General features: G+C 32.7%; 20 protein-coding genes and 1 riboswitch. Of the genes, 18 read left to right on the forward strand and 2 right to left on the reverse strand.

Going from position 1 to position 24323, the window contains the following annotated elements:
• Positions 1-59: 59 nt before the first annotated feature.
• The 6 genes from ACJDUH_RS03015 to deoD all read left to right on the forward strand — a co-directional run bounded on the left by ACJDUH_RS03015 (position 60) and on the right by deoD (position 7446).
• On the forward strand, positions 60-2741 hold the full coding sequence (locus tag ACJDUH_RS03015; RefSeq protein ID WP_406763671.1) for a sigma-54-dependent transcriptional regulator: 2682 nt from the start codon (positions 60-62) through the stop codon (positions 2739-2741).
• Positions 2742-2893: 152 nt separating this feature from the next.
• Entirely contained in the window at positions 2894-3286 is a 393-nt protein-coding gene (locus tag ACJDUH_RS03020) for a PTS sugar transporter subunit IIA (protein ID WP_406763672.1), read from the forward strand.
• Between the two features lie 221 nt (positions 3287-3507).
• The gene (locus ACJDUH_RS03025; protein WP_406763673.1) at positions 3508-3813 is read left to right on the forward strand and encodes a PTS sugar transporter subunit IIB; all 306 of its coding nucleotides are present in this window, start codon (positions 3508-3510) and stop codon (positions 3811-3813) included.
• 118 nt (positions 3814-3931) lie between these two features.
• Complete coding sequence (celB, locus tag ACJDUH_RS03030) at positions 3932-5224, forward strand: PTS cellobiose transporter subunit IIC (protein ID WP_406763674.1); 1293 nt, start codon at positions 3932-3934, stop codon at positions 5222-5224.
• Between the two features lie 215 nt (positions 5225-5439).
• Positions 5440-6552, forward strand: a complete 1113-nt coding sequence (locus ACJDUH_RS03035; RefSeq protein WP_406765006.1) for a DUF871 domain-containing protein — start codon at positions 5440-5442, stop codon at positions 6550-6552.
• A 186-nt stretch (positions 6553-6738) separates the two neighbouring features.
• The gene (gene deoD / locus ACJDUH_RS03040; protein ID WP_406763675.1) at positions 6739-7446 is read left to right on the forward strand and encodes a purine-nucleoside phosphorylase; all 708 of its coding nucleotides are present in this window, start codon (positions 6739-6741) and stop codon (positions 7444-7446) included.
• 48 nt (positions 7447-7494) lie between these two features.
• Here deoD and ACJDUH_RS03045 read toward each other — a convergent pair whose 3' ends face one another.
• Complete coding sequence (locus tag ACJDUH_RS03045; protein WP_406763676.1) at positions 7495-8865, reverse strand: MATE family efflux transporter; 1371 nt, start codon at positions 8863-8865, stop codon at positions 7495-7497.
• A gap of 271 nt (positions 8866-9136) precedes the next feature.
• Between ACJDUH_RS03045 and mgrA the strand changes: the two genes are divergently transcribed.
• The 11 genes from mgrA (at position 9137) to ACJDUH_RS03100 (ending at position 21112) form a co-directional block, all read left to right on the forward strand.
• Positions 9137-10126, forward strand: coding sequence for an L-glyceraldehyde 3-phosphate reductase (gene mgrA, locus ACJDUH_RS03050; protein WP_406763677.1), 990 nt, complete (start codon positions 9137-9139; stop codon positions 10124-10126).
• Between the two features lie 213 nt (positions 10127-10339).
• Positions 10340-10509: riboswitch (cobalamin riboswitch) on the forward strand.
• Positions 10510-10684: 175 nt separating this feature from the next.
• Positions 10685-11182: an ECF transporter S component gene (locus tag ACJDUH_RS03055; protein WP_406763678.1), complete on the forward strand. Its 498-nt coding sequence runs from the start codon at positions 10685-10687 to the stop codon at positions 11180-11182.
• Between the two features lie 12 nt (positions 11183-11194).
• The gene (gene cobU, locus ACJDUH_RS03060) at positions 11195-11785 is read left to right on the forward strand and encodes a bifunctional adenosylcobinamide kinase/adenosylcobinamide-phosphate guanylyltransferase (RefSeq protein ID WP_406763679.1); all 591 of its coding nucleotides are present in this window, start codon (positions 11195-11197) and stop codon (positions 11783-11785) included.
• Positions 11786-11911: 126 nt separating this feature from the next.
• Positions 11912-12856: an ABC transporter substrate-binding protein gene (locus tag ACJDUH_RS03065; RefSeq protein WP_406763680.1), complete on the forward strand. Its 945-nt coding sequence runs from the start codon at positions 11912-11914 to the stop codon at positions 12854-12856.
• Positions 12857-12882: 26 nt separating this feature from the next.
• Positions 12883-13935 (forward strand): FecCD family ABC transporter permease, encoded by a 1053-nt coding sequence (locus ACJDUH_RS03070; RefSeq protein ID WP_406763681.1) that lies wholly within the window; start codon positions 12883-12885, stop codon positions 13933-13935.
• A gap of 3 nt (positions 13936-13938) precedes the next feature.
• Positions 13939-14715: a heme ABC transporter ATP-binding protein gene (locus ACJDUH_RS03075; RefSeq protein WP_406763682.1), complete on the forward strand. Its 777-nt coding sequence runs from the start codon at positions 13939-13941 to the stop codon at positions 14713-14715.
• Between the two features lie 157 nt (positions 14716-14872).
• Complete coding sequence (locus ACJDUH_RS03080) at positions 14873-15532, forward strand: ABC transporter ATP-binding protein (protein WP_406763683.1); 660 nt, start codon at positions 14873-14875, stop codon at positions 15530-15532.
• A 371-nt stretch (positions 15533-15903) separates the two neighbouring features.
• Positions 15904-18195, forward strand: coding sequence for a xanthine dehydrogenase molybdenum-binding subunit XdhA (gene xdhA / locus ACJDUH_RS03085; protein WP_406763684.1), 2292 nt, complete (start codon positions 15904-15906; stop codon positions 18193-18195).
• A 15-nt stretch (positions 18196-18210) separates the two neighbouring features.
• Positions 18211-19092 (forward strand): xanthine dehydrogenase FAD-binding subunit XdhB, encoded by an 882-nt coding sequence (gene xdhB / locus ACJDUH_RS03090; protein WP_406763685.1) that lies wholly within the window; start codon positions 18211-18213, stop codon positions 19090-19092.
• A complete protein-coding gene (gene xdhC, locus ACJDUH_RS03095) occupies positions 19085-19564 on the forward strand; it encodes a xanthine dehydrogenase subunit XdhC (RefSeq protein ID WP_406763686.1) in 480 nt (159 codons plus the stop codon). Before xdhB ends, xdhC begins: the two co-directional genes overlap by 8 nt.
• Before the next feature lie 159 nt (positions 19565-19723).
• Complete coding sequence (locus tag ACJDUH_RS03100; protein WP_406763687.1) at positions 19724-21112, forward strand: aldehyde dehydrogenase; 1389 nt, start codon at positions 19724-19726, stop codon at positions 21110-21112.
• Between the two features lie 97 nt (positions 21113-21209).
• On the opposite strand, the gene ACJDUH_RS03105 is transcribed toward ACJDUH_RS03100, so the two are convergent.
• Positions 21210-22568 carry a nucleobase:cation symporter-2 family protein gene (locus tag ACJDUH_RS03105; protein WP_406763688.1) on the reverse strand — a complete coding sequence of 453 codons (1359 nt, stop codon included), beginning with the start codon at positions 22566-22568 and terminating at the stop codon, positions 21210-21212.
• 504 nt (positions 22569-23072) lie between these two features.
• On the opposite strand from ACJDUH_RS03105, the gene ygeW reads away from it, so the two are divergent.
• A complete protein-coding gene (ygeW, locus tag ACJDUH_RS03110; protein ID WP_406763689.1) occupies positions 23073-24269 on the forward strand; it encodes a knotted carbamoyltransferase YgeW in 1197 nt (398 codons plus the stop codon).
• The last annotated feature ends 54 nt before the right edge of the window (positions 24270-24323 follow it).

Consider the following 24323-nt stretch of genomic DNA (forward strand, 5'->3'; position numbering starts at 1 on the left):
AAAAGTAATGCAAAAGCTTTGATGATTAGGTAGAATAAGGATAAGGAGGGGCGAGATTAATGAAGAGAATTGATGTGGTATATGAAAAGCTTAAGGAACTTAGTTGCGGAACTGGAGTAAGTGCACTTGAAATTGCTGAAAAACTAAAATTAAGCAGGGCAAATGTAAGTAATGATTTAAATAGACTATGCGAAGAAGGGAAGGTTTCTAAAAGTAATGGAAGACCTGTACTTTTTACTATAATAGATGAAGTTGAAATGGAAACAGAAGTTACTGCTATTGATAAATTTGCTGCGCAAAATCAAAGTTTGTTTTCTTCTGTTGAGCAGGCAAAGGCAGCAATACTTTATCCACCCAAGGGGATGCATATTCTTATTCTTGGAGATACTGGCGTTGGAAAATCAATGTTTGCTGGACTAATACATAGATATGCTATTGAAATGAATAAAATGGAAGAAGGTTCTCCTTTTATAACATTTAATTGTGCTGATTATGCTAATAATCCTCAGCTTTTAATAAGTCAGCTTTTTGGAAGTAAAAAGGGTGCATATACAGGTGCAGACTCAGATAAGATTGGATTAATTGAAAAGGCTAATGGAGGAATGTTATTTTTAGATGAGGTTCATAGATTGCCGCCAGAAGGACAGGAAATGTTCTTTACCTTTATGGATAGAGGTAGTTTTAGAAGGCTTGGAGAAACAGAACAGGAGAGAAAAGCAAATGTTCTTATCGTTTCCGCAACTACAGAAAATCCTGATTCGGCACTACTTAGAACCTTTACTAGAAGAATACCTATGATAATTCGCATTCCAGGACTTTCAGAAAGAAGTTTGGAAGAAAGATTCTATTTAATAAGCCATTTTTTTAAGGAAGAATCTTCTAGATTAGATAGAGAAATAATGGTTTCAGTAAATTCTATGAGAGCTTTCCTAAGTTATAATTGTACTAACAATGTAGGACAGCTAAAAACTGATATTCAGCTAGCCTGTGCAAAAGCTTATGCAGATTATGTTTCTAGAAAAAAAGGAAGCATCATGATAAATAGCAGAGAGCTTCCGGGTTATATAAAGGATGGCCTTTACAAAGAAACTGAACACAGGCAAATATGGAATAAGCTAATTGGAATAAACAAGAGATATTGTACTTTTGACAAAAGTGAAGATAACAACCTCTTTGAAGAAGAAGAAAGTGAAGAAAATATTTATGAAATGATTGATTTTAGAGTACATCAGCTTAAAGGTAGAGGTATAAGCGGAGATGAACTTGAAAAAGAAATGGAAAAAAATATTGAAGACTATTTTGCAAAATATTTATTAAGCGTAAATAGAAAAAATGATATTTCTACTCTTCAAAATGTTATTAGTGAAGAAATAATAAATGTAGCTGCTCAAATAGTAAGTTTTAGCGAAGATAGGCTAAGAAGAGTGCTAAGCCAAAAGGTTTATTATGGTATTGCTGTACATATTTCAAACTCTATAGAAAGAATAAAAAGAAATAGAAAAATTATAAATCCACAGCTTAATAGGATTAGAACAGAGCACAGTGATGAATTTGGTGTAGCGCTTGAATGCTTAAAAATTATTGAAAGTAACTTAGATATTACAATGCCAATAGATGAGGCAGGATTTTTAACTATGTTTCTTGCTTACAATGAACGAGATAACATAGAACTACGAGAAGAAGTTAAAGTCATAGTTGTAGCTCATGGTAATTCAACTGCTACTTCAATATCCGAGGTAGCAAATAAGCTATTAGATGTAAAACAGGTAATTGGAATAAATGCACCACTAGAAGAAAAACCGCAACAGGTACTTCAAAGGTTAAAGAATCATGTGAAGGATGAAAATATAACTTCTGATATATTGCTTTTGGTTGATATGGGTTCACTCACAACCTTTGGAGAGGAGCTGCAAAAGGAATTTGAAATTAATACTAAAACAATACCACTAGTTAGTACTCTTCATGTTATTGAGGCAGCAAGGAAAGCTATGCTTGGTTATTCTTTAGATGAAGTATATAAAGATACCTTAAATGTTAATAGCTTCATTCAAAATGAAACAATAAGATATCAGTTTGAAGATGAGGTAAAGCCGAGCCTTGTGATATTAACCATATGCACAACAGGAGAAGGAAGTGCATTATCTTTAAAAAACTTTCTTGAGGAACAGCTTAAGTTTGACAAAGGATTTTTAGAAATAATCCCTATAAACTTAATAGATAAGGAAAATATAAACATTAGAATTAAAAAGCTTATAAAAGATAAGAATCTGGTTTGCATAGTTAGTACCTTTGATGTAAACTTTAAGGTTCCTCAATTTGGACTACATGAGGTGTTAAACTTGACAGCAATTAGCACTATACAGCAGCTCATTGATATAGAAGCTACCTATATTAAAATGGGTGATACTTTAAAGCATCAACTTAAGAATGTAGATGGTAGTGAAGTCTTTAAAGATATAAGGAAAATAATTTCTCAGGTAGAAGAAGAGCTTAACATAAAAATGGATACAGATATTTTAATAGGAGTTACACTTCATATGGGCTGTATGATTGATAGGCTTAAGATTGGAGGAGCTATAATAGAGTTTGAAGATAGTGAGCAGTATATAAAGGAGAATCCGGAATTATACACAGTGGTTCAAAAGGCCTGCAGCTATTTAAATAAAAAATATAATATTAAAATTATAGAAGATGAAATTTGCTATATTATGAGTTATTTAAATACTAAAAACTACTCATAGAGAGTAATAGGTGCGGGTAATTACCGCACTATTTTTATATACCTATGATCAATATCCTTTGAAAGTTTAAATAATATTAATAGTGTTTTGGCATGATATTTGCTTGTATATAAAGTAAAAGAAATAATTAATATTTTCAAATTACAATAGTAATGAAGCCTGTGGTTTTAATTAATGAAAGTTATATGTACATGGATAAACAAAACACAACAACATTAGAAAGGGTGGTAGACATGGATTATCAAGAAATAATACTTAAAATTATCGTAAATGGGGGGGATGCCAGAAGTCATGCAATGGAAGCAATACAATTTGCAAAGATAGGAAAAATAGCTGAGGCAAGAGAAGCTCTTATAAAAGCAAATGATAATTTAGGAGAAGCTCACAAGGTACAAACTCATCTTATTCAGGAAGAAGCAGGTGGAAGATCCATGGAGGTAACTCTTCTCATGGTACATGCCCAAGATCATTTAATGAATGCAATAACCATAAAAGATATGGCTCAAGAATTTGTTGATATGTATGAAAAATTTTTAAAACAGTAAGGGAACTTAACAAAACACTAATTTATAAAAATTAAACACAAAGAAATAAATAAAACACTAGCATAAATTTTCAAAACACTGAGTATAAATAAAGTGATAAAGCACAGAGATATTAGCTTATTAATTGAAAATCATAGTTTTTAATAAAAATAGTGTTTTGGCACAAAAATTGCTAGTTATACCAATAAATAAAATATATTACAAAAAAGGAGGTTGTTGTAATGAAGAGAATTACTTTAGTATGCGGTGCTGGAATGTCCACAAGCTTACTTGTTGTAAAGATGGAAAAGGCTGCTGTTAAGCTTGGAGTAGAAGCTAAAATTATTGCAGTAGCAGAAGCTGAACTTAAACACCACATAGAAAATACTGATGTTTTACTACTTGGACCACAGGTAAGATTTTTGCTAAATAAATATAAAGCTGCCTATGAGCCAAAGGGAATTGTTGTTGATGTTATAAACAGCATTGACTATGGAATGATGAATGGAGAAAAAGTTTTAAACTATGCATTAAGTCTATTTAAATAGTTTTCGTTAAGGTAATATAAATGAAAATTAAGGCAGTTCATTCCATAAATTTAAATAGTTATCATTAAGCCAATGGCTTATGAAATTATAATAATTTAATAAAACAGGGGGAATTACAATGAAAAAAATTATTGAATTCCTGGAAAAGTACTTTGTGCCTTTTGCAGGAAAAGTCGGTTCTCAAAGACATCTTGTGGCTATACGTGATGGTTTTGTTGCTATTATGCCTTTGATTTTAATTGGCTCATTAGCAGTTCTATTCAATAATCTGCCAATACCAGGCTGGACTGATTTTATGAAGAGCATTTTTGGGGATCAATGGAATAGCTTTGGCGGTAACTTGTGGAATGGTACATTTGCTATAATGTCACTCTTAGTTGTTTTCACTATAAGCTATAATCTTGCCAAATCTTATGAAAAAGACGGACTTACAGCTGGTATAGTATCCTTTGCGTCCTTATTAATGCTTTATGCTGGATCGGCTAAGGATTGGGCAATACCATTTGCTTTCTTAGGAGCTCAAGGACTATTTGTTTCATTATTTGTAGCTTTAGTTGCAACAGAAATTTTTGTTAAGCTAATGGGCAATAAGAAGCTTGTTATTAAAATGCCTGATGGAGTTCCACCAGCAGTTTCAAGATCCTTTGCAGCATTACTTCCTTCTATGATTACTCTAATTGTTTTTTGCATAATAAGAATAGTTCTTACAGATATAGGCGTTCCGGATATTCATAATTATATTTTTACTATTATTCAAAAACCACTATTAGGATTAGCAAGCAGTCTAGGAGCAGCTTTACTAGTTGTATTCTTAATTCATCTTTTATGGTTCTTTGGATTACATGGAGCAAATATATTACTACCAATAACAAGTGCATTATTCTTACCTTTGATGGATGCTAATGTTAAGGCTTTTGCAGCAGGTCAAGCAGGACCTAATATAATAACCTCCACCTTCTTTGATACATTTGTATATATGGGAGGAGCAGGATCAGCAATTTGCTTACTTATAGCAATATTTATTGTAGGTAAAAGAGAAGAAAATAAGGCAAAGGCAAGATTAGGTATTGCACCTTCGTTATTCAATATTAATGAACCAGTTTTGTTTGGTATGCCACTTGTATTAAATCCTATTTATGTTATACCTTTTATTTTAACACCTTTAGTATTAACAATTACAAGCTATGCAGCAATGGCAGCTCACATAGTTCCTAAGACAATTGCTTTAGTACACTGGACTATGCCTCCAATAATCAGCGGTTTCTTAGCAACAGGTTCAGTAATGGGAATAGTTTTACAATTAGTAAATTTAGCAATAGGTATTGTAATTTATATTCCTTTTGTAGCAGTATCTGAAAAATATGCAAAGAATTTAGAGACTAGTAATTCTTCAAAATCTTTAAATATGTAAGATAAACTAGACACGGAGTTAATTAGAATACAAATATGCACAGTAGAGCCTAATTTAAACAAATATGTGCATTGGTGTATTTTGTATAACCCGTGTCTAATTATTTAAATGGAGACCAAATGATAATAATCATTTGGTGGGGTAAATATGAATATTAGGAGTGTAACAATAAATAATTGTTACGTACTGCATAAGTAATACAAGGAGGGATTATGATGAAGAAACTTGGTATATCAATATATTCAGGACACACCAGTTTAAAAGATAATTTAGACTATATTGAACTTGCAGCAAAATATGGCTTTAAAAGAATATTTACATGTCTTATTTCTACTGCTGATAAGGCTATAGAAGATACAATAAATGAATTTAAGGAAATAACTCGACTTGCTAATAGACTGGATATGGAAGTTATTTCTGATATAGACTCTACGGTTTTAAAAAGATACGGTATCTCGATTTCGGACTTATCTTTTTTTAAGGAACTTGGAGTCAGTGGCATAAGGTTAGATTTAGGGTTTAGTGGAATAGAGGAGTCCATAATGTCCTATAATCCTTATGGACTAAAAATAGAATTTAATATGAGTAATGGAACGAGATATATTGAAAATATACTATCAAATAAGGCAAATAAGGAAAATATTTTAGGCTGCCATAACTTTTATCCTCGTATTTATACAGGCTTAAGCTTAGAACATTTTGTTAAATGCTCAAAGCAATATAAGGAACTTGGCATAAGAACAGCTGCCTTTGTAAGCTCAAATAGTGCAAAATATGGCCCTTGGCCAGTATCAGAAGGACTTTGTACTCTTGAGATGCATCGCTTTATGCCAATTGAAGTGCAGGCAAAACATTTATATGCCACTGAATTAATAGATGATGTTATAATTGCAAATGCTTTTGCTGCAGAAGAGGAATTAAAAAAATTAAGTAAGTTAAATAAGGATATGCTTCAATTTTCAGTTGAGCTTGAAGAAAATATTCCTGAAATAGAAAGAAAAATTGTTTTGGAAGAACCTCACTTTAATAGGGGAGATGTATCTGAATATGTGATAAGGTCTACTCAAAGCAGAGTAAAATATAAAGGACATGAATTTCCGCTCTTTAATGCAAAGGATATTAATAGAGGAGATATTCTTATTGATTCATCTCTTTATTCCAGATATGCAGGAGAGCTGCAAATAGCTCTTAAAGATATGAAAAATACAGGAAAAACCAATGTAGTAGGAAGAATTTCAGAGGAAGAACTTTTCCTATTAAATTATATAGGACCATGGAGTAAATTTAGTTTTATTGAAAAATCCAATATAATAATGAAAGCTCTATAAAATAGGTATAATATATATTATTATATAAATTTTCTAGAAATAATTGTATTATAGCTATGGTTATTTGTAAAAATATCACTTATAATAATAATACCATTAGGGTATCCTTTGTTACTTTGTTGATATTTAACAGTTCAATAAATGATAATGGATGCTCTTATTATTAAACTTTGGAGAGTGATATATATGATACCAACACCTCACATTGGTGTAAGTGAACAAGGAGTTATAGCTGAAACAGTGCTTCTGCCAGGTGATCCTTTAAGAGCAAAATTTATAGCTGAAACCTATTTAGAAAATTCTGTTCAATTTAATACAGTGCGAAATATGTTTGGATACACTGGTACATATAAAGGTAAAAAAATTTCTGTTATGGGAACTGGGATGGGTATACCATCAATAGGTATCTATTCCTATGAGCTGATTAATTTTTATGGAGTTAAAAATGTAATTAGAATTGGTTCCTGTGGATCTATGCAAGAGAATGTAAAGGTTCGTGATATAGTTATAGGAATGTCAGCGTCTACAAATTCAAATTATGCAAGTCAATATAATTTACCAGGTACATTTGCTCCAACAGCTTCCTGGGATTTATTAAAAAAGGCAGTTAAAATAGCTGAGGAAAAGGGTATTGAGCCAAAGGTTGGAAACATCTATTCTTCTGATACATTTTATGACGACGATCAAGAGTCATGGAAGAAGTGGGCAAAAATGGGTGTAATGGCAGTAGAAATGGAAGCTGCAGCCTTATACATGAATGCGGCTCGTGCAGGTGCAAATGCACTTTGCATATTAACTGTATCAGACTCTTTAGTCACCCACGAAGCCACTACTGCTGAAGAAAGACAAACATCTTTCACTCAAATGATGGAAATTGCATTAGAGTTAGCATAAGAAAACAAATGGGGCTATTGCAAAATAGCTCCATTTTTATGTGCAAAATTAAGTATTTTCAATGACACTGTGATTCTTCCATTTACCGTTTTTAAGTCTAATATAGTACAACGCACCTCTAACCAGCCAGTCTGTGTACATACCTAGCCAAACACCAACAAGGCCAAGCTTTAAAGAAATGCCAAGAAGATAGCCAAGGGTTATTCTAAATACCCACATACCTATTATAGAAGTCGCTAAGGTGTATTTTACATCTCCTGCACCTTTAAAGCCTGATGGGAGTACAAAAGAAAAGGGCCAAAAGAGAACAAAAACAGCATTTATCACCATTAATTTTGCAGAAAGATTTATTACATCAATATTTGTTGAGTACAAGGAACAAATACTTTTAGCAAAGGGTGCAGTTAAAAGGCCTATTATACCAAGGCAAACAGATGAAAAGAAAACAAGATATCTTAAGGAATTTTCAGCTTCCTTGAACTTTCTTCGCCCCATTAGCTGCCCTACAATTGCTGTAGCAGCTATGCTAAATGCATTTCCTGGAATATTAATCATTCCAGCTATTGAACCACTAATTGCATTTGAAGCAATAGTAACAGTTCCCATACTAACAATAAATATTTGAGTAATAAGTTTTCCTAAATTAAATAGAAGAGATTCCAAACTAGCAGGAATACCAACATTAAATATAGGCTTTAATAATTCTTTATCTAATTTAAATTTTAATATCTTTGTTAACTTTATTATTCTAGAACCTCTTAAAAGTACAAATAAAATTATTATGGCACCTATAGTTCTTGCTAATGCAATACCTAGGGCAGCACCTTTAATACCCATACCCTGTAGAACTATATTAAAATGCTCATTATGAATGTTTATTCCATAAATAAATAGATAACTAAAAATTATATTAATAAAATTCATGAAAATAGTAATCATCATTGGAGTTTTAGTATCTCCAGCACCTCTAAGTATACCATTTGCAACTAAGTCTATTGATATTAAAGGATATGTAAGCAAGGTTATGCCTAAATATAAGATTGTGTTTTTAATAACCAGAGAATCCGCTGATCCAAATAATCCATTAATAATAGGAACTCTAAGGGTCCAAGTAATTATGGTAACTAGAAAGGATATTAAAAAGCCGGAATAGAGTGCCTGCTTCATAGCTGCATTAGCTTTCTTTATGTTGCCTTGACCTACGAACTGCGCCACTACAACCGTACCGCCTACCGCTAATGCTGAAAAAAATGAAATGAAAATAAAATTTAAGGAATCCACCATTCCAATAGCTGAAACAGCTTCTTTACCAATATGGCCTGCCATCATTGTATTTATAGTCCCCATTGAAATAACGAAAACTTGTTCAGTTAGTATAGGTAAAGCAAGCTTCATTATATCTTTTCTTATAAACTTCATTATGCAGCCCCCTTATGTAAAAAGAATATACTTACAATATTAGCACAATTTTAAATATAAGCATAATAATTTGAAATACAAAATTGCAATGATATAATATATATTAAGTAAGACAATTATTAATTGTTGCAAAAGTCCATCATTATATAATCATTAACAATAATAGTGTTTACGTAGCCATTAGAACTTAAAAAATTGATAATTGCTTTATAAAAATTCGAATCAGTTATGTTTGACAATAATTAAGTAAATTATCTAAGGAGGTTTTTAAATGTCCTATATAGCAAGTGAAAAAAGGTATGAAAATATGAAGTATAATCGCTGTGGAAACAGCGGCTTAAAATTACCTGCCATATCTCTTGGCTTTTGGCATAATTTTGGGGGAATTGATATATTTGAAAATGGAAGAGAGATAGTTAGGAAGGCTTTTGACTTAGGTATTACTCATTTTGATTTAGCAAATAATTATGGCCCTCCAGCAGGCTCTGCAGAAGAGAACTTTGGTAAAATATTAAAACTTGATTTTAAGGCTTATAGAGACGAAATGATAATTTCCAGCAAGGCCGGTTATTATATGTGGCCAGGACCTTATGGTGAATGGGGTTCTAAGAAATACCTTGTAGCAAGCTTAGATCAAAGTTTAAAACGTATGGGTCTAGATTATGTGGATATCTTTTATCATCACAGACCAGATCCAAATACTCCTCTAGAGGAGACCATGGGAGCTCTAGATTTAATTGTAAGACAGGGTAAAGCACTTTATGTTGGAGTATCAAACTATAATGCTGAACAGACCAGAAAAGCTGCAGAAATATTAAAAAGGTTAGGTACGCCTTTTGTAATTAATCAACCTAGATATAATATGTTTGACAGGTGGATTGAAAATGGACTTCAAGATGTTCTTAAGGAAGAAGGCATAGGTTCCATAGCATTTGTTCCGCTGGCTCAGGGACTTCTTACTAACAAATATTTAAATGGAGTTCCGAAGGACTCCAGAGCTGCTGGACCATCACAGTTTTTAAGCAATAAGGATATTACAGATGAAAAGTTAAGTAAGGTAAGTAAGCTTAATGAGCTTGCTATGAGCAGGCATCAAAGCTTAGCTCAGATGGCAATTGCCTGGGTACTTCGTGAAGGTCGTGTAACTTCTGCACTTATTGGTGCAAGCAAGGTAATTCAAATTGAAGATAATGTGGCAGCCTTAAACAACTTAGAATTTTCTAAAGAAGAACTTAGTAAAATTGATGAAATACTAAAATAAGAAATAATAACATAGCAGCATATATTATGAAGGAAGTTACAAACTCACTTTGGTTATTTATAATGCTTTTGTATATTATATCTAATAAAATTATTTTGAGCTTCCAACCATAGTAAAATATATTGTTATTAAAGTGAGACTCTTATTATCATTTAGAATAAGTAAATTTTATTGACACCATATAGAGGTAATGTTATTATTAACTTGTAAACAATTAAATACTATGCCCCAGGTACATTTAGTTTAAAAGGGAAAGTGGTGAAAATCCACTACAGCCCCCGCTACTGTATACGGATACGAATCCTAACCACTGGTTAACAGCCGGGAAGGTGGGAAGAGATTGACCCGTGAGCCAGGAGACCTGCCTTGGACAATACTAATCCTTCGGAGGGAAGGGAAGTGGTTTGAGAAATCTTGTTAAGGTTTATTATGCCCACTTTTAAAGTGGGCTTTTTATTTTAATTAGATTACTCTAGAGTCTTAAGCCATTAAACTTCCTCTACAGGTTTGTAGAGGTTTTTTTATTTAATTGTATTTTAGTATTGGGGGGTCATTTTTATGAAATTAAGAAAGCTTGTTACTTGTGCAATGCTAATTGCACTATGCTTTGTTGGAAGCAATATAAAGGTGTTTGGAACAATAGCCTTTGATTCAATGCCTGCATTTTTAGGAGCATTAATACTCGGACCATGGTATGGAGCAGTACTTGGAGCAGCAGGACATTTCTTAACTGCACTAACCTCAGGCTTTCCTTTATCTTTGCCCGTTCATATTGTTTTAATGTTTGGTATGGCCTTAACTATGATATTTTTTAACATTACTCAAAAAGGTTTGGAGAAAAAAATTAATGTGTGGGCTGCAAGAATAATAGGAATATTAGTAGCGCTTATATTTAATGTGTACATAAGCTGCTTAATGGTAACTCCTTTAACTGGCTTTGCTGTCTTTGCATTTGCTCCTGAACTGTTAATTATTTCACTGGCAAATGTAGTAATTGCAGAAGTAGTATATGTATTTTTACCAAAGCAAATTAAAGAAAGATTCTTATCAAAGTAGGAGGAAAAGGGAATGGGTAAACTTTGTCTTGTAACTGGAGGAGCAAGAAGCGGAAAAAGCAGCTTTGCAGAAAAAATGGCTAAAGACCTTAATGGAGACCTGCTTTATATTGCCACTTCAATAGTTTTCGATGAGGAGATGAAGGACAGAGTTAAGAAACATAGAGCCCAGAGACCAAAGAGCTGGGACACCTTTGAAGGCTATAAGAATTTAGCACCAGAAGTACTTAAGGCAAGTAATAATCATAAGGGCATTTTACTGGATTGTGCTACTGTAATGATGACTAACTTGCTGTTTGATATAGTTGGAACAACCTTTGATGATGCTAGCGATGCTGCAAACATTACAGAAATTATTACTAATGAGAGACTAGCTGAAATAGAGGTAAAAATTATTAAGGAATTCGAAGTATTTATAGATGCAGTTAAAGAGACTAACCTAACTGCAATAGTAGTTACAAACGAAATAGGCTTTGGAGTGGTACCTGAAACAGTACTTGGAAGGGTTTTTAGGGACATTGCAGGAAGAGTAAATCAATATATTGCAAGAAGAGCAGAGGAAGTTTATTTAGTTGTTTGCGGAATTGAAATGAAAATCAAATAGAGTCATTACATTATATTGGTTTGTACGCTATTAAATAAATATTTTTAGCTGCCAACATTTTTACTCTTAGAAAGATATTAATATAAAGAATGGAATAATATAATATTTTGGAGGAATAAAATAGATATGAAAAAAATAACTAGTTTAATAATGATAATAGTATTTTCTATTGCCATAGTTCTTACAGGCTGCAGTGCAAAAAATACAGCTAACACAGCCGCTGATAATACAAAAAAGGAAGTAAGTAATACAAAGTATCCTTTAAAGGTTACAGATGCATTTAAAAGAGAGATTGTTTTAGATAAGGAGCCTGAGAGAATAGTATCAGTTTCACCAAGCATTACTGAGATAATTTACTCTCTTGGAAAAGGAAGTAATTTAGTTGGAAGAACAGATTATGATGATTATCCAGCTGAAGTAACCAAGGTTAATTCAATTGGAAACTTAACAAATCCTAGCGAAGAAAAAATTATAGACTTAAAACCTGATGTTGTATTTGTATCTGACATAACTTCAAAGGACACTGTTAAAAAACTTGAGGATTTAAAAATAAAGGTTATAGTTTATTCCGGAGAACAAAGCTTTGACGGAACTTATAAGAATATTGACAGCATAGCTGAGGTGTTAAATGCAAAAGATAAGGCTAATACAATTATAGATGGTATGAAGGCAAAAGTTAAAGAAGTTGAAGATAAGGTTAAGGATGCTAAAAAACCATCTGTTTATTATGTAGTAGGTTATGGTCAAAGCGGAGACTTTACTTCAGGAAAAGGTACATTTATTGGTCAAATGATAGAACTTGCAGGAGGCACAAATGCTGCTAATGACGTTGAAGGCTGGAATTACAGTGTAGAAAAGCTTGTTAGTAAGAATCCAGATTTAATGATTTGTTCTAAGTTTTTTGATACTAAAAAGGGTATTGAAGCTACTGCAGGGTACAAAGATTTAAAGGCAGTTAAGGAAAATAAATTACTTGAAATAGATGATAACTTAATAAACCGTCAAGGACCTAGACTAGCAGATGGCTTAGAAGCAATGGCAAAATTAATACATCCAGAACTTTTTAAATAAAACAAATAGAAATAGAGGAAAATTAAATGTCTTATGTATACAAAAGGAAAGCTTACGCAAAAATATTTATTTTATCAATTATAGTGCTCACTGCTACTGCTGTTGGCGCTGTTAATTTTGGTGCTGTAGACATTTCTTTCAAGGATACTGCTAGAATTATTTTTAATAAAATTCCATTTTTAAATACCCTTATTTCAACTCATGGAATTAAAGAAAGTTCAAGAATTATTGTTTTAAATTTAAGACTTCCAAGAATTATTCTAGCTACCTTAGTAGGTATGGGTTTATCTGTAGTTGGAGCGACTTACCAGAGCATATTTAAAAATGCAATGGCTGATTCCTATGTGCTTGGAATTTCTTCTGGGGCAGCTTTAGGCGCAGCTCTTTCTATTGCATTTGGAGCAACTGCAAACGCCTTAGGTATGGGACTTACAACTGTAAGTGCATTTCTGGGGGCAATACTCACAGCTTTCTTTGTCTTAAACATAGCAAGGCTTGGAAGTAAGCTCTCAGATGTAACACTTATGCTGGCAGGGGTGTCTATGAACTTCCTGCTTTCCTCTATGATCTCCTTAATTATGATATTTAAGAGAAATGAAATAGAAAAAATCGTTATGTGGACAATGGGAAGTGTTTCAGCAGGAAATTGGAAAAGTATTTATATACTTGCACCTATTGTATTTTTAGGCACAGCAATCATCTGTTTGTTTTTAAAGGATTTAAACATGATGATGCTGGGTGAAGAAAGCGCTCAAAATCTTGGTGTGGAAGTTTATAAGGTAAAAGTCATTTTAATAGCTGTTAGTACTATTATAGTGGGAGCGGTTGTCTCCTTTAGCGGCATAATTGGCTTTGTAGGACTTATAATACCTCATATAGTAAGAATAGCTTTAGGTTCTGATAATAGGGTAGTTGTGCCTTTTTCAGCTTCTATTGGTGCACTATTTTTAATTTTATGCGATACCTTAGCTCGATCCATTGTACCTCCTGCTGAAATACCTGTTGGAATAGTTACATCGATATTTGGTGTTCCCTTCTTCCTTTACTTATTAATGAAAAATAAAAAGAAGGTGTTATAGCTTATGAGTATGTTACAAGTTAAAGATTTAAATTTTAATTTTGGAAAAGAAAATATTCTTGAGCATATCACTTTAAATATTGATAAAGGAAGCTTTTACAGCATTATAGGGCCCAATGGTTCTGGTAAAACTACCTTATTAAGAAATATAAGCAGAGTACTGCATCCTATTAAAAATACAGTTTTCATTAATAAGTCCGATATTTCTAACTTAAGGCAAAAGGAAATTGCAAAGACAATGGCAGTGGTGCCGCAGAATACAAATATTGATTTCGACTTTACAGCACTTGATATAGTTATGATGGGAAGAGCAGCTCATTTAAGAAGATTTGAAACTGAAAATGAAGAAGACTTTAAAAAAGTTAGAGAAGCTATGGAAATCACAAATACCTGGAGCCTTAGAGAAAAAAATATTAATCACTTAAGTGGAGGAGAAAGGCAGAGAGTTATAGTAGCTAGAGCTATTGCTCAAGACACTGAAGTGATTTTACTTGATGAACCAGTTTCTAATTTGGATTTATATCATCAAATTGAGGTAATGAATACTGTTAAGACCTTAGTAGAAGATAGAAACATTATAGTAGTTGCAGTTCTTCATGATTTAAATTTGGCTTCTAATTATAGTGATCATATATTTTTAATGAGCGAGGGAAAGCTTTTTTGTGAAGGTAATTCTGAAGAGGTAATTACAGAAGAAAATATTAAAGATGTATACAAGGTTAAAGTAAGTTTAACTGAAAATCCATTTACTCAAAAGCCTCATATAATTATTTGTAATTAACAAAAGTGATACCAATGGTGTCACTTATTCTTTTATTTAGCTGTGCTAGCATACTTATTTTAAACATATATTATTATTAGATTTAAATATCCTTAAGAAAGACTTGAAATTATTGATAACTAATGGTTATAAAAAAATTTTAAGAGGTGAGGGTATCTTGTTATTATTAAAAGACCTAAATAAGAGCTATAATATGGGAAGTGAAAAGGTTTACGCACTTAGAAATATTAATATTAAGGTTGATGATGGAGAATTCATAGCAGTTATTGGTCCTTCAGGTTCAGGAAAATCTACTTTAATGAATATAATAGGATGTCTAGATACGCCAGATTGTGGAGAATACTATATAAATGAGCAAAATATCACAAAGTTAAGTGACAATAAACTTGCAAAAATAAGAAACCTGAAAATAGGGTTTATATTTCAGTCTTTTAATCTACTGCCAAGGCTTACAGCTTTAGAGAATATTGAACTTCCTCTTATTTATAGAGGCTTAAATAAAAAAGATACAATAGAAAAATCCATGAAAGCAGTTGAAATGGTGGGAATTTCAGATAGAATAGCTCATAGGCCTAATGAAATGTCAGGAGGACAGCAGCAAAGAACTGCAATTGCAAGGGCAATAGCAGGAGAACCTGATATTATATTGGCTGATGAACCTACTGGAAATCTAGACAGCAAGTCAGGGAAAGAAATAATGGATATATTAGTGAATTTAAATAATAAAGGAAAAACAATAATCTTAATAACCCATGATTTATCTATGGCGCAATATGCAGGAAGAATGCTTAAAATTTGTGATGGAGTGATAAATTAATACTTTATTAAATGGATTACTTTTATAACAAGTAGTCCATTTTTGATGTGAATTTATAGGGATGCGCTTACCAAATAAAAATTGTTTAAATATTGACAATTTTTTTTTAATGACATAAAATTAGATTAACTAGTTAATTAGTCTTGTTAGGATTTTCTGAAAACAATTCAAGATAAAAACACTTAAAACCTTTCAATATAATCCATAATACCATTATAATACAGCTTTATTTAATTGATTAAATAGAGTATAATTTAATCAAGAATAGTCTTAATATTTTTTATTATAAAATAATTGTAATCGTTTAAGAAACATAATATTTTTTTAACATAAATATAAATTTATATAAAAATCATTTATGGGGGTGTAACATGAAATATAAAGTAATAGGCAGCAGTGTAAATAGACTGGATGCAGTAGCTAAGGTTACAGGCAAAGCAAAGTACGCAGATGATTTTTTTGAAAGAGATATGCTAGTAGGAAAAGTACTAAGAAGCCCATATGCACATGCCATTGTAAAAAACGTTGATACAAGTAAAGCTATGGCTCTGCCTGGAGTAGAGGCTGTTATTTGGCACAAAGATTTGCCAAAGATTCAGTTTCCAACTGCAGGACACCCATATTCACTAGATCCAGGCCATAGAGATGTTGCAGATAAATTAATACTAACAGATAAAGCTAGATTTGTAGGAGATGCTGTAGCTGCAGTAATTGCAGTTGATGAGCTTACTGCAGAGAAGGCATTAAAGCTAATTGAGGTTGATTACGAGGTATTACCCTTTGTTTTAGACCCTGAAGAGGCAATAATGCCTGGTGCTCCAGTAATACATGAAGAGAGACCTAATAATATAGTTGCTTCCTTTGGGGCTCAATATGGCAACATGGAGGAGGATATTAAAAATTCAGAACATGTTTTTGAGGGAGAATTCCAAACCGCTATTGTACAGCATTGCCATATTGAAAATCAAAGTGCCTATGCCTATGTAGATACAGATGACCGCATAGTTATTGTATCCTCAACACAAATTCCACACATTGTAAGAAGAATAGTAGGACAGGCGCTTGGGCTGCCTTGGGGAAGAATAAGAGTTATTAAGCCATACATTGGTGGTGGATTTGGAAATAAACAGGACGTTATTATTGAGCCTTTAACTGCGGCAATGACCTTGGCTGTAAATGGTAGGCCTGTAAGATTAGCATATACTAGAGAGGAAGTATTCATAGATACAAGAACAAGACATGCTATGAAGTTTAATTTAAAAACAGCAGTTTCAAAAGAAGGAAAACTTTTAGGAATTACAGTTAAAGATATAGTAACACAAGGGGCTTACGCTTCTCATGGCCATTCTATTGCTATGAGTGCTGGAAGTAAATTTAGACCACTATATAATTTTAATTCAGTAGTATTTGACCCTAAAACAATTTATACGAATTTACCAACTGCTGGTGCTATGAGAGGCTACGGAGTGCCCCAAATAATATTTGCATTAGAAAGTCATATTGACGATATAGCAAGGGAATTAAAGATGGATCCTATTGATTTTAGAATGCAAAATTTAATAAGTGTTGGACACGCAGATCCTCTTACAAAGAATGTAGTGAGAACCTTTGGAATACCTGAGTGTATCGAAAAGGGTAAGGAATTAATTAAATGGGATGAAAAGAAGAAGAAATATAAAAATCAAAGTGGAGAAAAGAGAAGAGGAGTAGGTATGGCCTGCTTTAGTTACCTTTCAGGAACTCACCCAGTAGGCCTTGAGCTTGCAGGCTGTAGAATAGTTATGAACCAGGACGGTTCTGTTCAACTTCAAATTGGAGCAACTGAAATAGGACAAGGAAGCGATACTGTATTTGCACAAATGATAGCAGAAGTTCTTGGCATACCAATGGATATGGTTCATGTTATAAGCAGTCAGGATACTGATATTACTCCGTTTGATACAGGTGCTTATGCATCTAGACAATCCTATGTTGCAGGAGCAGCAGTTAAAAAGGCAGCTTTAGAAGTTAAAGATAAGGTACTTTCATTAGCAAAGATAAAAACAGGTATAAATAAAGAAGAACTAGATATAGTAGATGCTAATATAGTAGAAAAGACATTAGGAAGGGTTCTATGTTCCTTAGAAGACATAGCAATGGAATCCTACTACGACAGGGTATATGCAGCTCCTATTACAAGTGATACTTCAGAAAATGTCAGAGTTAATGCCCCAGCTTATGGAGTTTCCTTTGCTGAAGTTGAAGTAGATATGCATACTGGTAAGATAGAAGTGTTAGAAATTTATAATGTACATGATTCTGGGATTATACTAAATCCTAAGCTAGCAGAAGGTCAGGTACATGGTGGTGTCAGCATGTCCTTAGGCTACGCATTATCAGAGCAAATGATATTTGATAAGAAAACAGGAAAAACTTTAAATAACAACCTGTTAGATTATAAGCTACAAACTATTTTAGACACACCTGAAATTGGTACAGCTTTTGTGGAATTAGAAGAACCAACAGGAGGTTTTGGACAAAAATCTCTAGGAGAAAATCCAACAATTTCACCTGCACCGGCTATTAGAAATGCTGTCTTAGATGCTACTGGAGTAGGCTTTAATAAATTACCTATGAATCCACAAGCAGTATATGAAAAATTTAAAGAAGCAGGTTTACTGTAGAAAGGAGTTTTTAGAATGTATGATATAACAAATATTATGGAACCAGAGACAATGCAGGAAGCTCTAAAAATGCTTGACAGTAATCCAAAGCTAAAAATAATTGCTGGTGGAACAGATGTGCTTATACGTTTGCATCATGGCGATATGGAGGAAGCAGAGCTTTTAAGTATAAGAAACATTAAGAGCTTAAAGGACATCACCTTATTAGATGACGGAACTATATCTATAGGGGCCATGGCATCCTTCTCTGATATATTTAGAAGTGAAATTATAAACAAATATATACCAGTGCTTGCTGAAGCAGGGGTATCCATGGGAGGCCCACAAATAAGGAATATGGCAACTATAGGCGGAAATATTTGTAATGGAGCAGTTTCCGCAGACAGTGCTCCTGCTCTCTTTGCCTTAAATGCTGTATTAAAGCTGGATAGTCTTAATGGCACAAGAATTGTTTCTATTAAAGATTTCTATGCTGGTCCAGGTAAAGTAAAGCTATTACCAGGAGAAATATTATCAGCCTTATTAATATCAAAAGACAATTACAACAATATGGGTGGTAATTATATAAAATTCAGCAACAGAAAGGCAATGGATATTGCCATGCTTGGAGTAGCAGTTGTGTGTAATTCTAGCGGTAATAAATTTAATGACTTAAGAATAGCTTTAGGAGTTGCTGCACCTACACCAATTCGATGCACTGAGGCTGAAGTTTATGCTAAGGGTAAGAAAATAAATGAAGAAACTATTAAGGAAATAGGAAATTTAGCATTAAAGTCTTCAAACGCAAGGGATTCCTGGCGTGGTTCAAAGGACTATAGACAGCATTTAATAGTTACCTTAACACAGCGAGCTATAAAAGAATCCATTAAAAGGGCTGGAGGTAGTATAAATGAGTGAAGCTAACATGAAAAAAATAAGTTTGATTGTAAATGATAAACCCTATTCTCTTGAAATTGATATAAAAGAATCACTTTTAGAAGTACTAAGAAATAGACTTCACTTTACTGGTGTTAAGCAAGGCTGCTTAGTAGGTGAGTGTGGAGCTTGTACTGTATTAATTGATGGAACCCCCATTAATTCATGTTCTTATTTAGCAGTTTGGGCTGCAGGAAAGACAATTAAAACTATTGAAGGTGTTTCCTCAAAGGATGGAAAGCTTTCAAAGGTTCAGCAGGCTTTTATTGATGAAGGAGCAATTCAATGCGGCTTTTGTACTCCAGGTCTTGTTCTTACAACAACAGCCCTTGTGGAAAGCGGTAAGGAATATACAGATGAAGAAATAAAGAGGGAAATATCAGGGCATCTATGCAGATGTACTGGTTATCAAAAGATATTTAGTGCAGTTAAAAAGTCTCTAGAAGATAAATAAAATATATTAAATAAATTTAAGAAAGGCTTTGTCAGTTGACAAAGCCTTTTTATTAAAAACAAAATATGATGATAAAAAAGATTCTATATGTTATAATTTCAAAATAATGGGGTAAGTATACGGTTGTCTTATTATTTTATTTAATTATAGAGGTGTATTATGGAAAACACGGATAGTAATAAAGTTTTAAGTATATTAGCAGAGCATAAAGAATTCTTTGAAACTGGAGAAACAAAAAATATAGATTTTAGAATAACACAGCTAAAAAAGCTTAAGGTTGTCATCAAGAATAATGAAGAATTGCTTATGGAAGCATTAAAGAAGGATTTAAATAAGTCTCAATTTGAGTCCTATGCTGCGGAAGTAGGTTATTTGTATGATAGTATAAGTTATTTTATAAGAAATCTTAAAAAATGGGTAAAAGTAAAAAAGGTAAAGACCCCAATAATCCATTTTGGTTCAAAAAGTTATATATATCCTGAACCTTATGGAACAGTACTCGTAATAGGGCCCTTTAATTATCCTTTTCAACTTTTAATGGAACCACTAGTTGGGGCAATCGCTGCAGGAAACTGCGTGGTATTAAAACCCTCAGAATTTACACCAAATGTATCAAAGGTTATAGGGAAGCTTATTAAAGGGAACTTCAATGAAAAATTTATTAGAGTTATTGAAGGGGGAATAGACACCACTTCTGCCCTTATTAATGCTCCTTTTGACTATATTTTCTTTACTGGTAGTGTCAAAGTTGGAAAGATTGTTATGAAGGCAGCAGCCAGAAATCTTATTCCAGTAACTTTGGAGCTTGGTGGAAAAAGCCCCTGCATTGTATATGAAGATGCTAATCTAGATGTTGCTGCCGAAAGAATTACTTGGGGAAAATTTATGAATGTTGGGCAGACTTGTGTGGCTCCAGACTATGTTCTTGTTCATAAAAACATAAAAGAGCAATTTATCAAAAAAATAATAGAAAGAATTAAAGATTTTTATGGGAATGATCCTTTGAATAGTAAGGACTATGGAAGAATCGTCAATGAGAGCCATATGAAGAGATTAATAGACTTAATAGATAAAGATAAAGTGGTCTTAGGCGGCGAATACGATATAAATAAGAGATATATAGCTCCTACTATATTAGATAATGTAACCTTTCAGGATAAGGTTATGGAGGAGGAAATATTTGGTCCAATACTCCCAATTATAGAATACGAAGAAATTAAAGAGGCAATAAAGCTGATCAATAAAAGAGATAAGCCTCTAGCTTTATATTTATTTACTGAGAATAAATTAATTCAGAAAATTGTTATGGAGAATGTTTCCTATGGAGGAGGCTGCATAAATGATACTATGACTCATTTAGTAACTCCCTATTTACCTTTTGGAGGAGTGGGACCTTCAGGATTAGGATCATACCATGGCTATAAGAGTTTTGAAACCTTTTCACATTTGAAGAGCATGCTTAAAAAGAGTACAAAGATAAATATTAATTTTATTTATCCACCTTATAATAAGGATAAGTTAAAGCTTTTAAAAAGGGCAATGAAGTAGATTTAATAAAGCATATAAAATATTTTGATTAAAACAAAAAACCCCATGTTATTAAAAACAATGGGGTTTAAATATTTTTTAAAAGAAGTATTATTAATTACATTATCATTCCTTCAGAATGATTTTCAGCAGGTTTTATACTAGTATCTACTTTTTCCCCGTGGTTTAACCAGGCATTAAGAATTACTGCTAAAACTGATGCTGAAACTATACCACTGCTAAATATTGATTGGAATATTTGAGGGGTATGATTTAATAATGTTGGAACAGCTGTAATACCAAGACCTAAGCCTATGGAGCAAGCAACCACTAACATATTTGAATTTTTATTAAAATCAACAACTGAAAGCATCTTAACTCCAGCTACTGCAACCATAGCAAACATTATTGTAGTAGCTCCGCCAATAACTGGCTGAGGAATTATTGTAGCTAGGGCAGCAAATTTTGGAATTAGTCCAAGTGCAACTAGAATTATACCAGAAGCGACTACAACAAAGCGGCTTGCAACCTTACTAAGCGCTAATAAACCTAGATTTTGATTAAAAGTAGTATAAGGGAAGGAGTTGAATATACCTCCTAAAATAGTAGCAATACCCTCTGCTCTTATTCCTTTAACAATATCTTTTTCAGTTATTTCTTTGTCACAAACTTGTCCGATTCCAAGGAAGGTTCCAGTGGATTCTATCATTACAACCAGCATAACAAATGTCATCATAATTATTGAACCAATATTAAATTGAGGTACACCAAAGCTAAAAGGTTTTACAAAACTAATCCATTTTGCATTTGTAACTACTGAGAAATCAACCATGCCCATAAATGCTGCAACAATAGTACCTAAAATAATACCATTTAAAACAGAAATAGCTTGAAAAAATCCTTTAAAATACTTATTTGATATTAAAACTACTATCATAACAAAAGCAGCAAGTAATAAATTTCTCATACTTCCAAAGTCTTTTGCTCCTGCTCCTCCGCCAATACTTGTTACACCAACATTTATTAAGGAAAGACCAATCATGGTAACAACTGTTCCAGTTACAACAGTAGGGAAGAACTTAAGTATCTTACCATACAGCGGAGCTATAAGAATTACAATAATTGCTGCTACAATTATCGAACCATAGGCCGTTGGCATCCCAAACTTCTGTCCAATAATAATCAGTGGACCAACAGCAGCAAAGGTACATCCTAATATAGCTGGAAGCTTAATACCTATATAAGGCCCAATACCGATAGCTTGAAGTAAAGTTGCTAAACCGCAAGTAAATAGGTCTGCAGCAACTAGCATTGCCAAGTGTTGAGGAGTTAAACCAACAGCTGAACCAATGATTAATGGTACTGCTACTGCACCAGCATACATCGCTAGAACGTGCTGTAATCCTAATGTAGCTAACTGTCCAATAGGCAGTACTTCATTAACTCTGTCTACTTTTTTAGCTTTTTCTTCTGACATTATAATACCTCCCAAAAATATTTTTTATTTTTAACGCTCCAATAGAAGATTTTATGAAGCACTAAATTCAAAAGTAATTAAGTAAAAACAAAAGTAGGTATTTTAAAAGAGAAATGTATTAATGACATTGTCAATCTATTAACATTGACAGCGTTTTCATAAAAGTATTCAAAATATACTGACTAACTGATTAGTTTAATTTTAATATAATATTTTAAATTTGTAAATATTCAAAATATAAAAATTAAGGATTTTTGTAGAAAAAAATATTTATATGTTTGAAAATACAGAAGGTGGTATTAAAAAGGTAATATAAGCAGAATAAGGTAATAAAAAAAATTTTTATTCAAAAGTTTTTTGAATATTGACAAAGAAACACAGTTATAATAAAATTAGATTGACTAATCAATCAAATAGTTATAAATTTCAAAATAATTTGGTTTCATAAACTGAAACTGAAAGTAAAACTTTTTCAAATGAATAAAAAATTAAGGAGTGGGCTAAATGGAAGAAATTAAAGGCTTGATTCAAAAATTAGGAAAATTAGATCACAAAAACATGTACAATAATGACTTTTTACTTACATGGGAAAAAACAGACGATGAAATCCAATCAGTATTCACTGTAGCAGACATACTTCGTAAAATGAGGGAAAATAATATTTCCACAAAGATTTTTGACAGCGGGCTTGGAATTTCAGTTTTCCGCGATAATTCAACTAGGACAAGATTCAGCTTTGCAAGTGCTTGCAATTTATTAGGACTTGAAGTTCAAGATTTAGATGAAGGAAAATCTCAAATTGCCCACGGAGAAACAGTTCGTGAAACAGCAAACATGATCTCCTTTATGGCTGATGTAATCGGTATAAGAGATGATATGTTTATTGGAAAAGGAAATAAATATATGAGAGAAGTTTCTGAAGCTGTTAAGTCAGGAAACGAAGAAGGAGTTTTAGAACAACGTCCAACTCTTGTAAATTTACAATGTGATATAGATCATCCTACTCAAGCAATGGCTGATATGCTGCACATAATTCACCATTTTGGGGGAGTAGAAAATCTTAAAGGAAAGAAGCTTGCTATGACTTGGGCATATTCACCTTCCTATGGTAAGCCACTTTCAGTTCCTCAAGGTATAGTTGGACTAATGACTAGAATGGGTATGGAAGTAACACTTGCTCATCCAGAAGGTTATGATCTTATGCCAGAAGTAGAACAAGTTGCTAGAAAAAATGCAGAGCTAAGCGGTGGGAAATTTGTGAAAACAAATTCTATGGAAGAAGCATTTAAAGATGCTGATATAGTTTATCCAAAGAGCTGGGCTTCCTTTGCTGCTATGGAAAAGAGAACTAATTTATATGGTGAAGGTAAGTTTGATGAAATAAAGGTACTTGAAAAAGAGCTTTTAGCAGAAAATGCAAAGCATAAAGAATGGGAATGCACTGAAGAAATGATGAAGCTTACAAAAGATGGTAAGGCTTTGTACATGCACTGCTTGCCAGCTGATATAACTGGAGTAAGCTGCAAAGAAGGAGAAGTGGAAGCTTCTGTATTTGATAGATATCGTACACCACTATATCAAGAAGCTGGATTTAAACCATATATCATTGCTGCTATGATGTTCTTAAGCAAGGTAAAAAATCCTGTTAATACTTTAGATGGACTTTTAAGTAAAAGTACACCAAGATTTTTTCAAAAATAGACTTTAAATTGCGGAGTGTTCCAACTTCAGTTTTGGAACACTCCAAATCATATT

Origin of the sequence: Candidatus Clostridium radicumherbarum, from assembly GCF_045310525.1 — a bacterium.
GTDB classification, from domain to species: domain Bacteria; phylum Bacillota; class Clostridia; order Clostridiales; family Clostridiaceae; genus Clostridium_AT; species Clostridium_AT radicumherbarum.

What these genes read in the sequence shown, in the direction of transcription:
- ACJDUH_RS03015 (WP_406763671.1), top strand. Translation starts at nt 60, where the DNA reads ATGAAGAGAATTGATGTGGTATATGAAAAGCTTAAGGAACTTAGTTGC.
- ACJDUH_RS03020 (WP_406763672.1), top strand. Translation starts at nt 2,894, where the DNA reads ATGAAGCCTGTGGTTTTAATTAATGAAAGTTATATGTACATGGATAAA.
- ACJDUH_RS03025 (WP_406763673.1), top strand. Translation starts at nt 3,508, where the DNA reads ATGAAGAGAATTACTTTAGTATGCGGTGCTGGAATGTCCACAAGCTTA.
- celB (WP_406763674.1), top strand. Translation starts at nt 3,932, where the DNA reads ATGAAAAAAATTATTGAATTCCTGGAAAAGTACTTTGTGCCTTTTGCA.
- ACJDUH_RS03035 (WP_406765006.1), top strand. Translation starts at nt 5,440, where the DNA reads ATGAAGAAACTTGGTATATCAATATATTCAGGACACACCAGTTTAAAA.
- deoD (WP_406763675.1), top strand. Translation starts at nt 6,739, where the DNA reads ATGATACCAACACCTCACATTGGTGTAAGTGAACAAGGAGTTATAGCT.
- ACJDUH_RS03045 (WP_406763676.1), bottom strand. Translation starts at nt 8,865, where the DNA reads ATGAAGTTTATAAGAAAAGATATAATGAAGCTTGCTTTACCTATACTA.
- mgrA (WP_406763677.1), top strand. Translation starts at nt 9,137, where the DNA reads ATGTCCTATATAGCAAGTGAAAAAAGGTATGAAAATATGAAGTATAAT.
- ACJDUH_RS03055 (WP_406763678.1), top strand. Translation starts at nt 10,685, where the DNA reads ATGAAATTAAGAAAGCTTGTTACTTGTGCAATGCTAATTGCACTATGC.
- cobU (WP_406763679.1), top strand. Translation starts at nt 11,195, where the DNA reads ATGGGTAAACTTTGTCTTGTAACTGGAGGAGCAAGAAGCGGAAAAAGC.
- ACJDUH_RS03065 (WP_406763680.1), top strand. Translation starts at nt 11,912, where the DNA reads ATGAAAAAAATAACTAGTTTAATAATGATAATAGTATTTTCTATTGCC.
- ACJDUH_RS03070 (WP_406763681.1), top strand. Translation starts at nt 12,883, where the DNA reads ATGTCTTATGTATACAAAAGGAAAGCTTACGCAAAAATATTTATTTTA.
- ACJDUH_RS03075 (WP_406763682.1), top strand. Translation starts at nt 13,939, where the DNA reads ATGAGTATGTTACAAGTTAAAGATTTAAATTTTAATTTTGGAAAAGAA.
- xdhA (WP_406763684.1), top strand. Translation starts at nt 15,904, where the DNA reads ATGAAATATAAAGTAATAGGCAGCAGTGTAAATAGACTGGATGCAGTA.
- xdhB (WP_406763685.1), top strand. Translation starts at nt 18,211, where the DNA reads ATGTATGATATAACAAATATTATGGAACCAGAGACAATGCAGGAAGCT.
- xdhC (WP_406763686.1), top strand. Translation starts at nt 19,085, where the DNA reads ATGAGTGAAGCTAACATGAAAAAAATAAGTTTGATTGTAAATGATAAA.
- ACJDUH_RS03100 (WP_406763687.1), top strand. Translation starts at nt 19,724, where the DNA reads ATGGAAAACACGGATAGTAATAAAGTTTTAAGTATATTAGCAGAGCAT.
- ACJDUH_RS03105 (WP_406763688.1), bottom strand. Translation starts at nt 22,568, where the DNA reads ATGTCAGAAGAAAAAGCTAAAAAAGTAGACAGAGTTAATGAAGTACTG.
- ygeW (WP_406763689.1), top strand. Translation starts at nt 23,073, where the DNA reads ATGGAAGAAATTAAAGGCTTGATTCAAAAATTAGGAAAATTAGATCAC.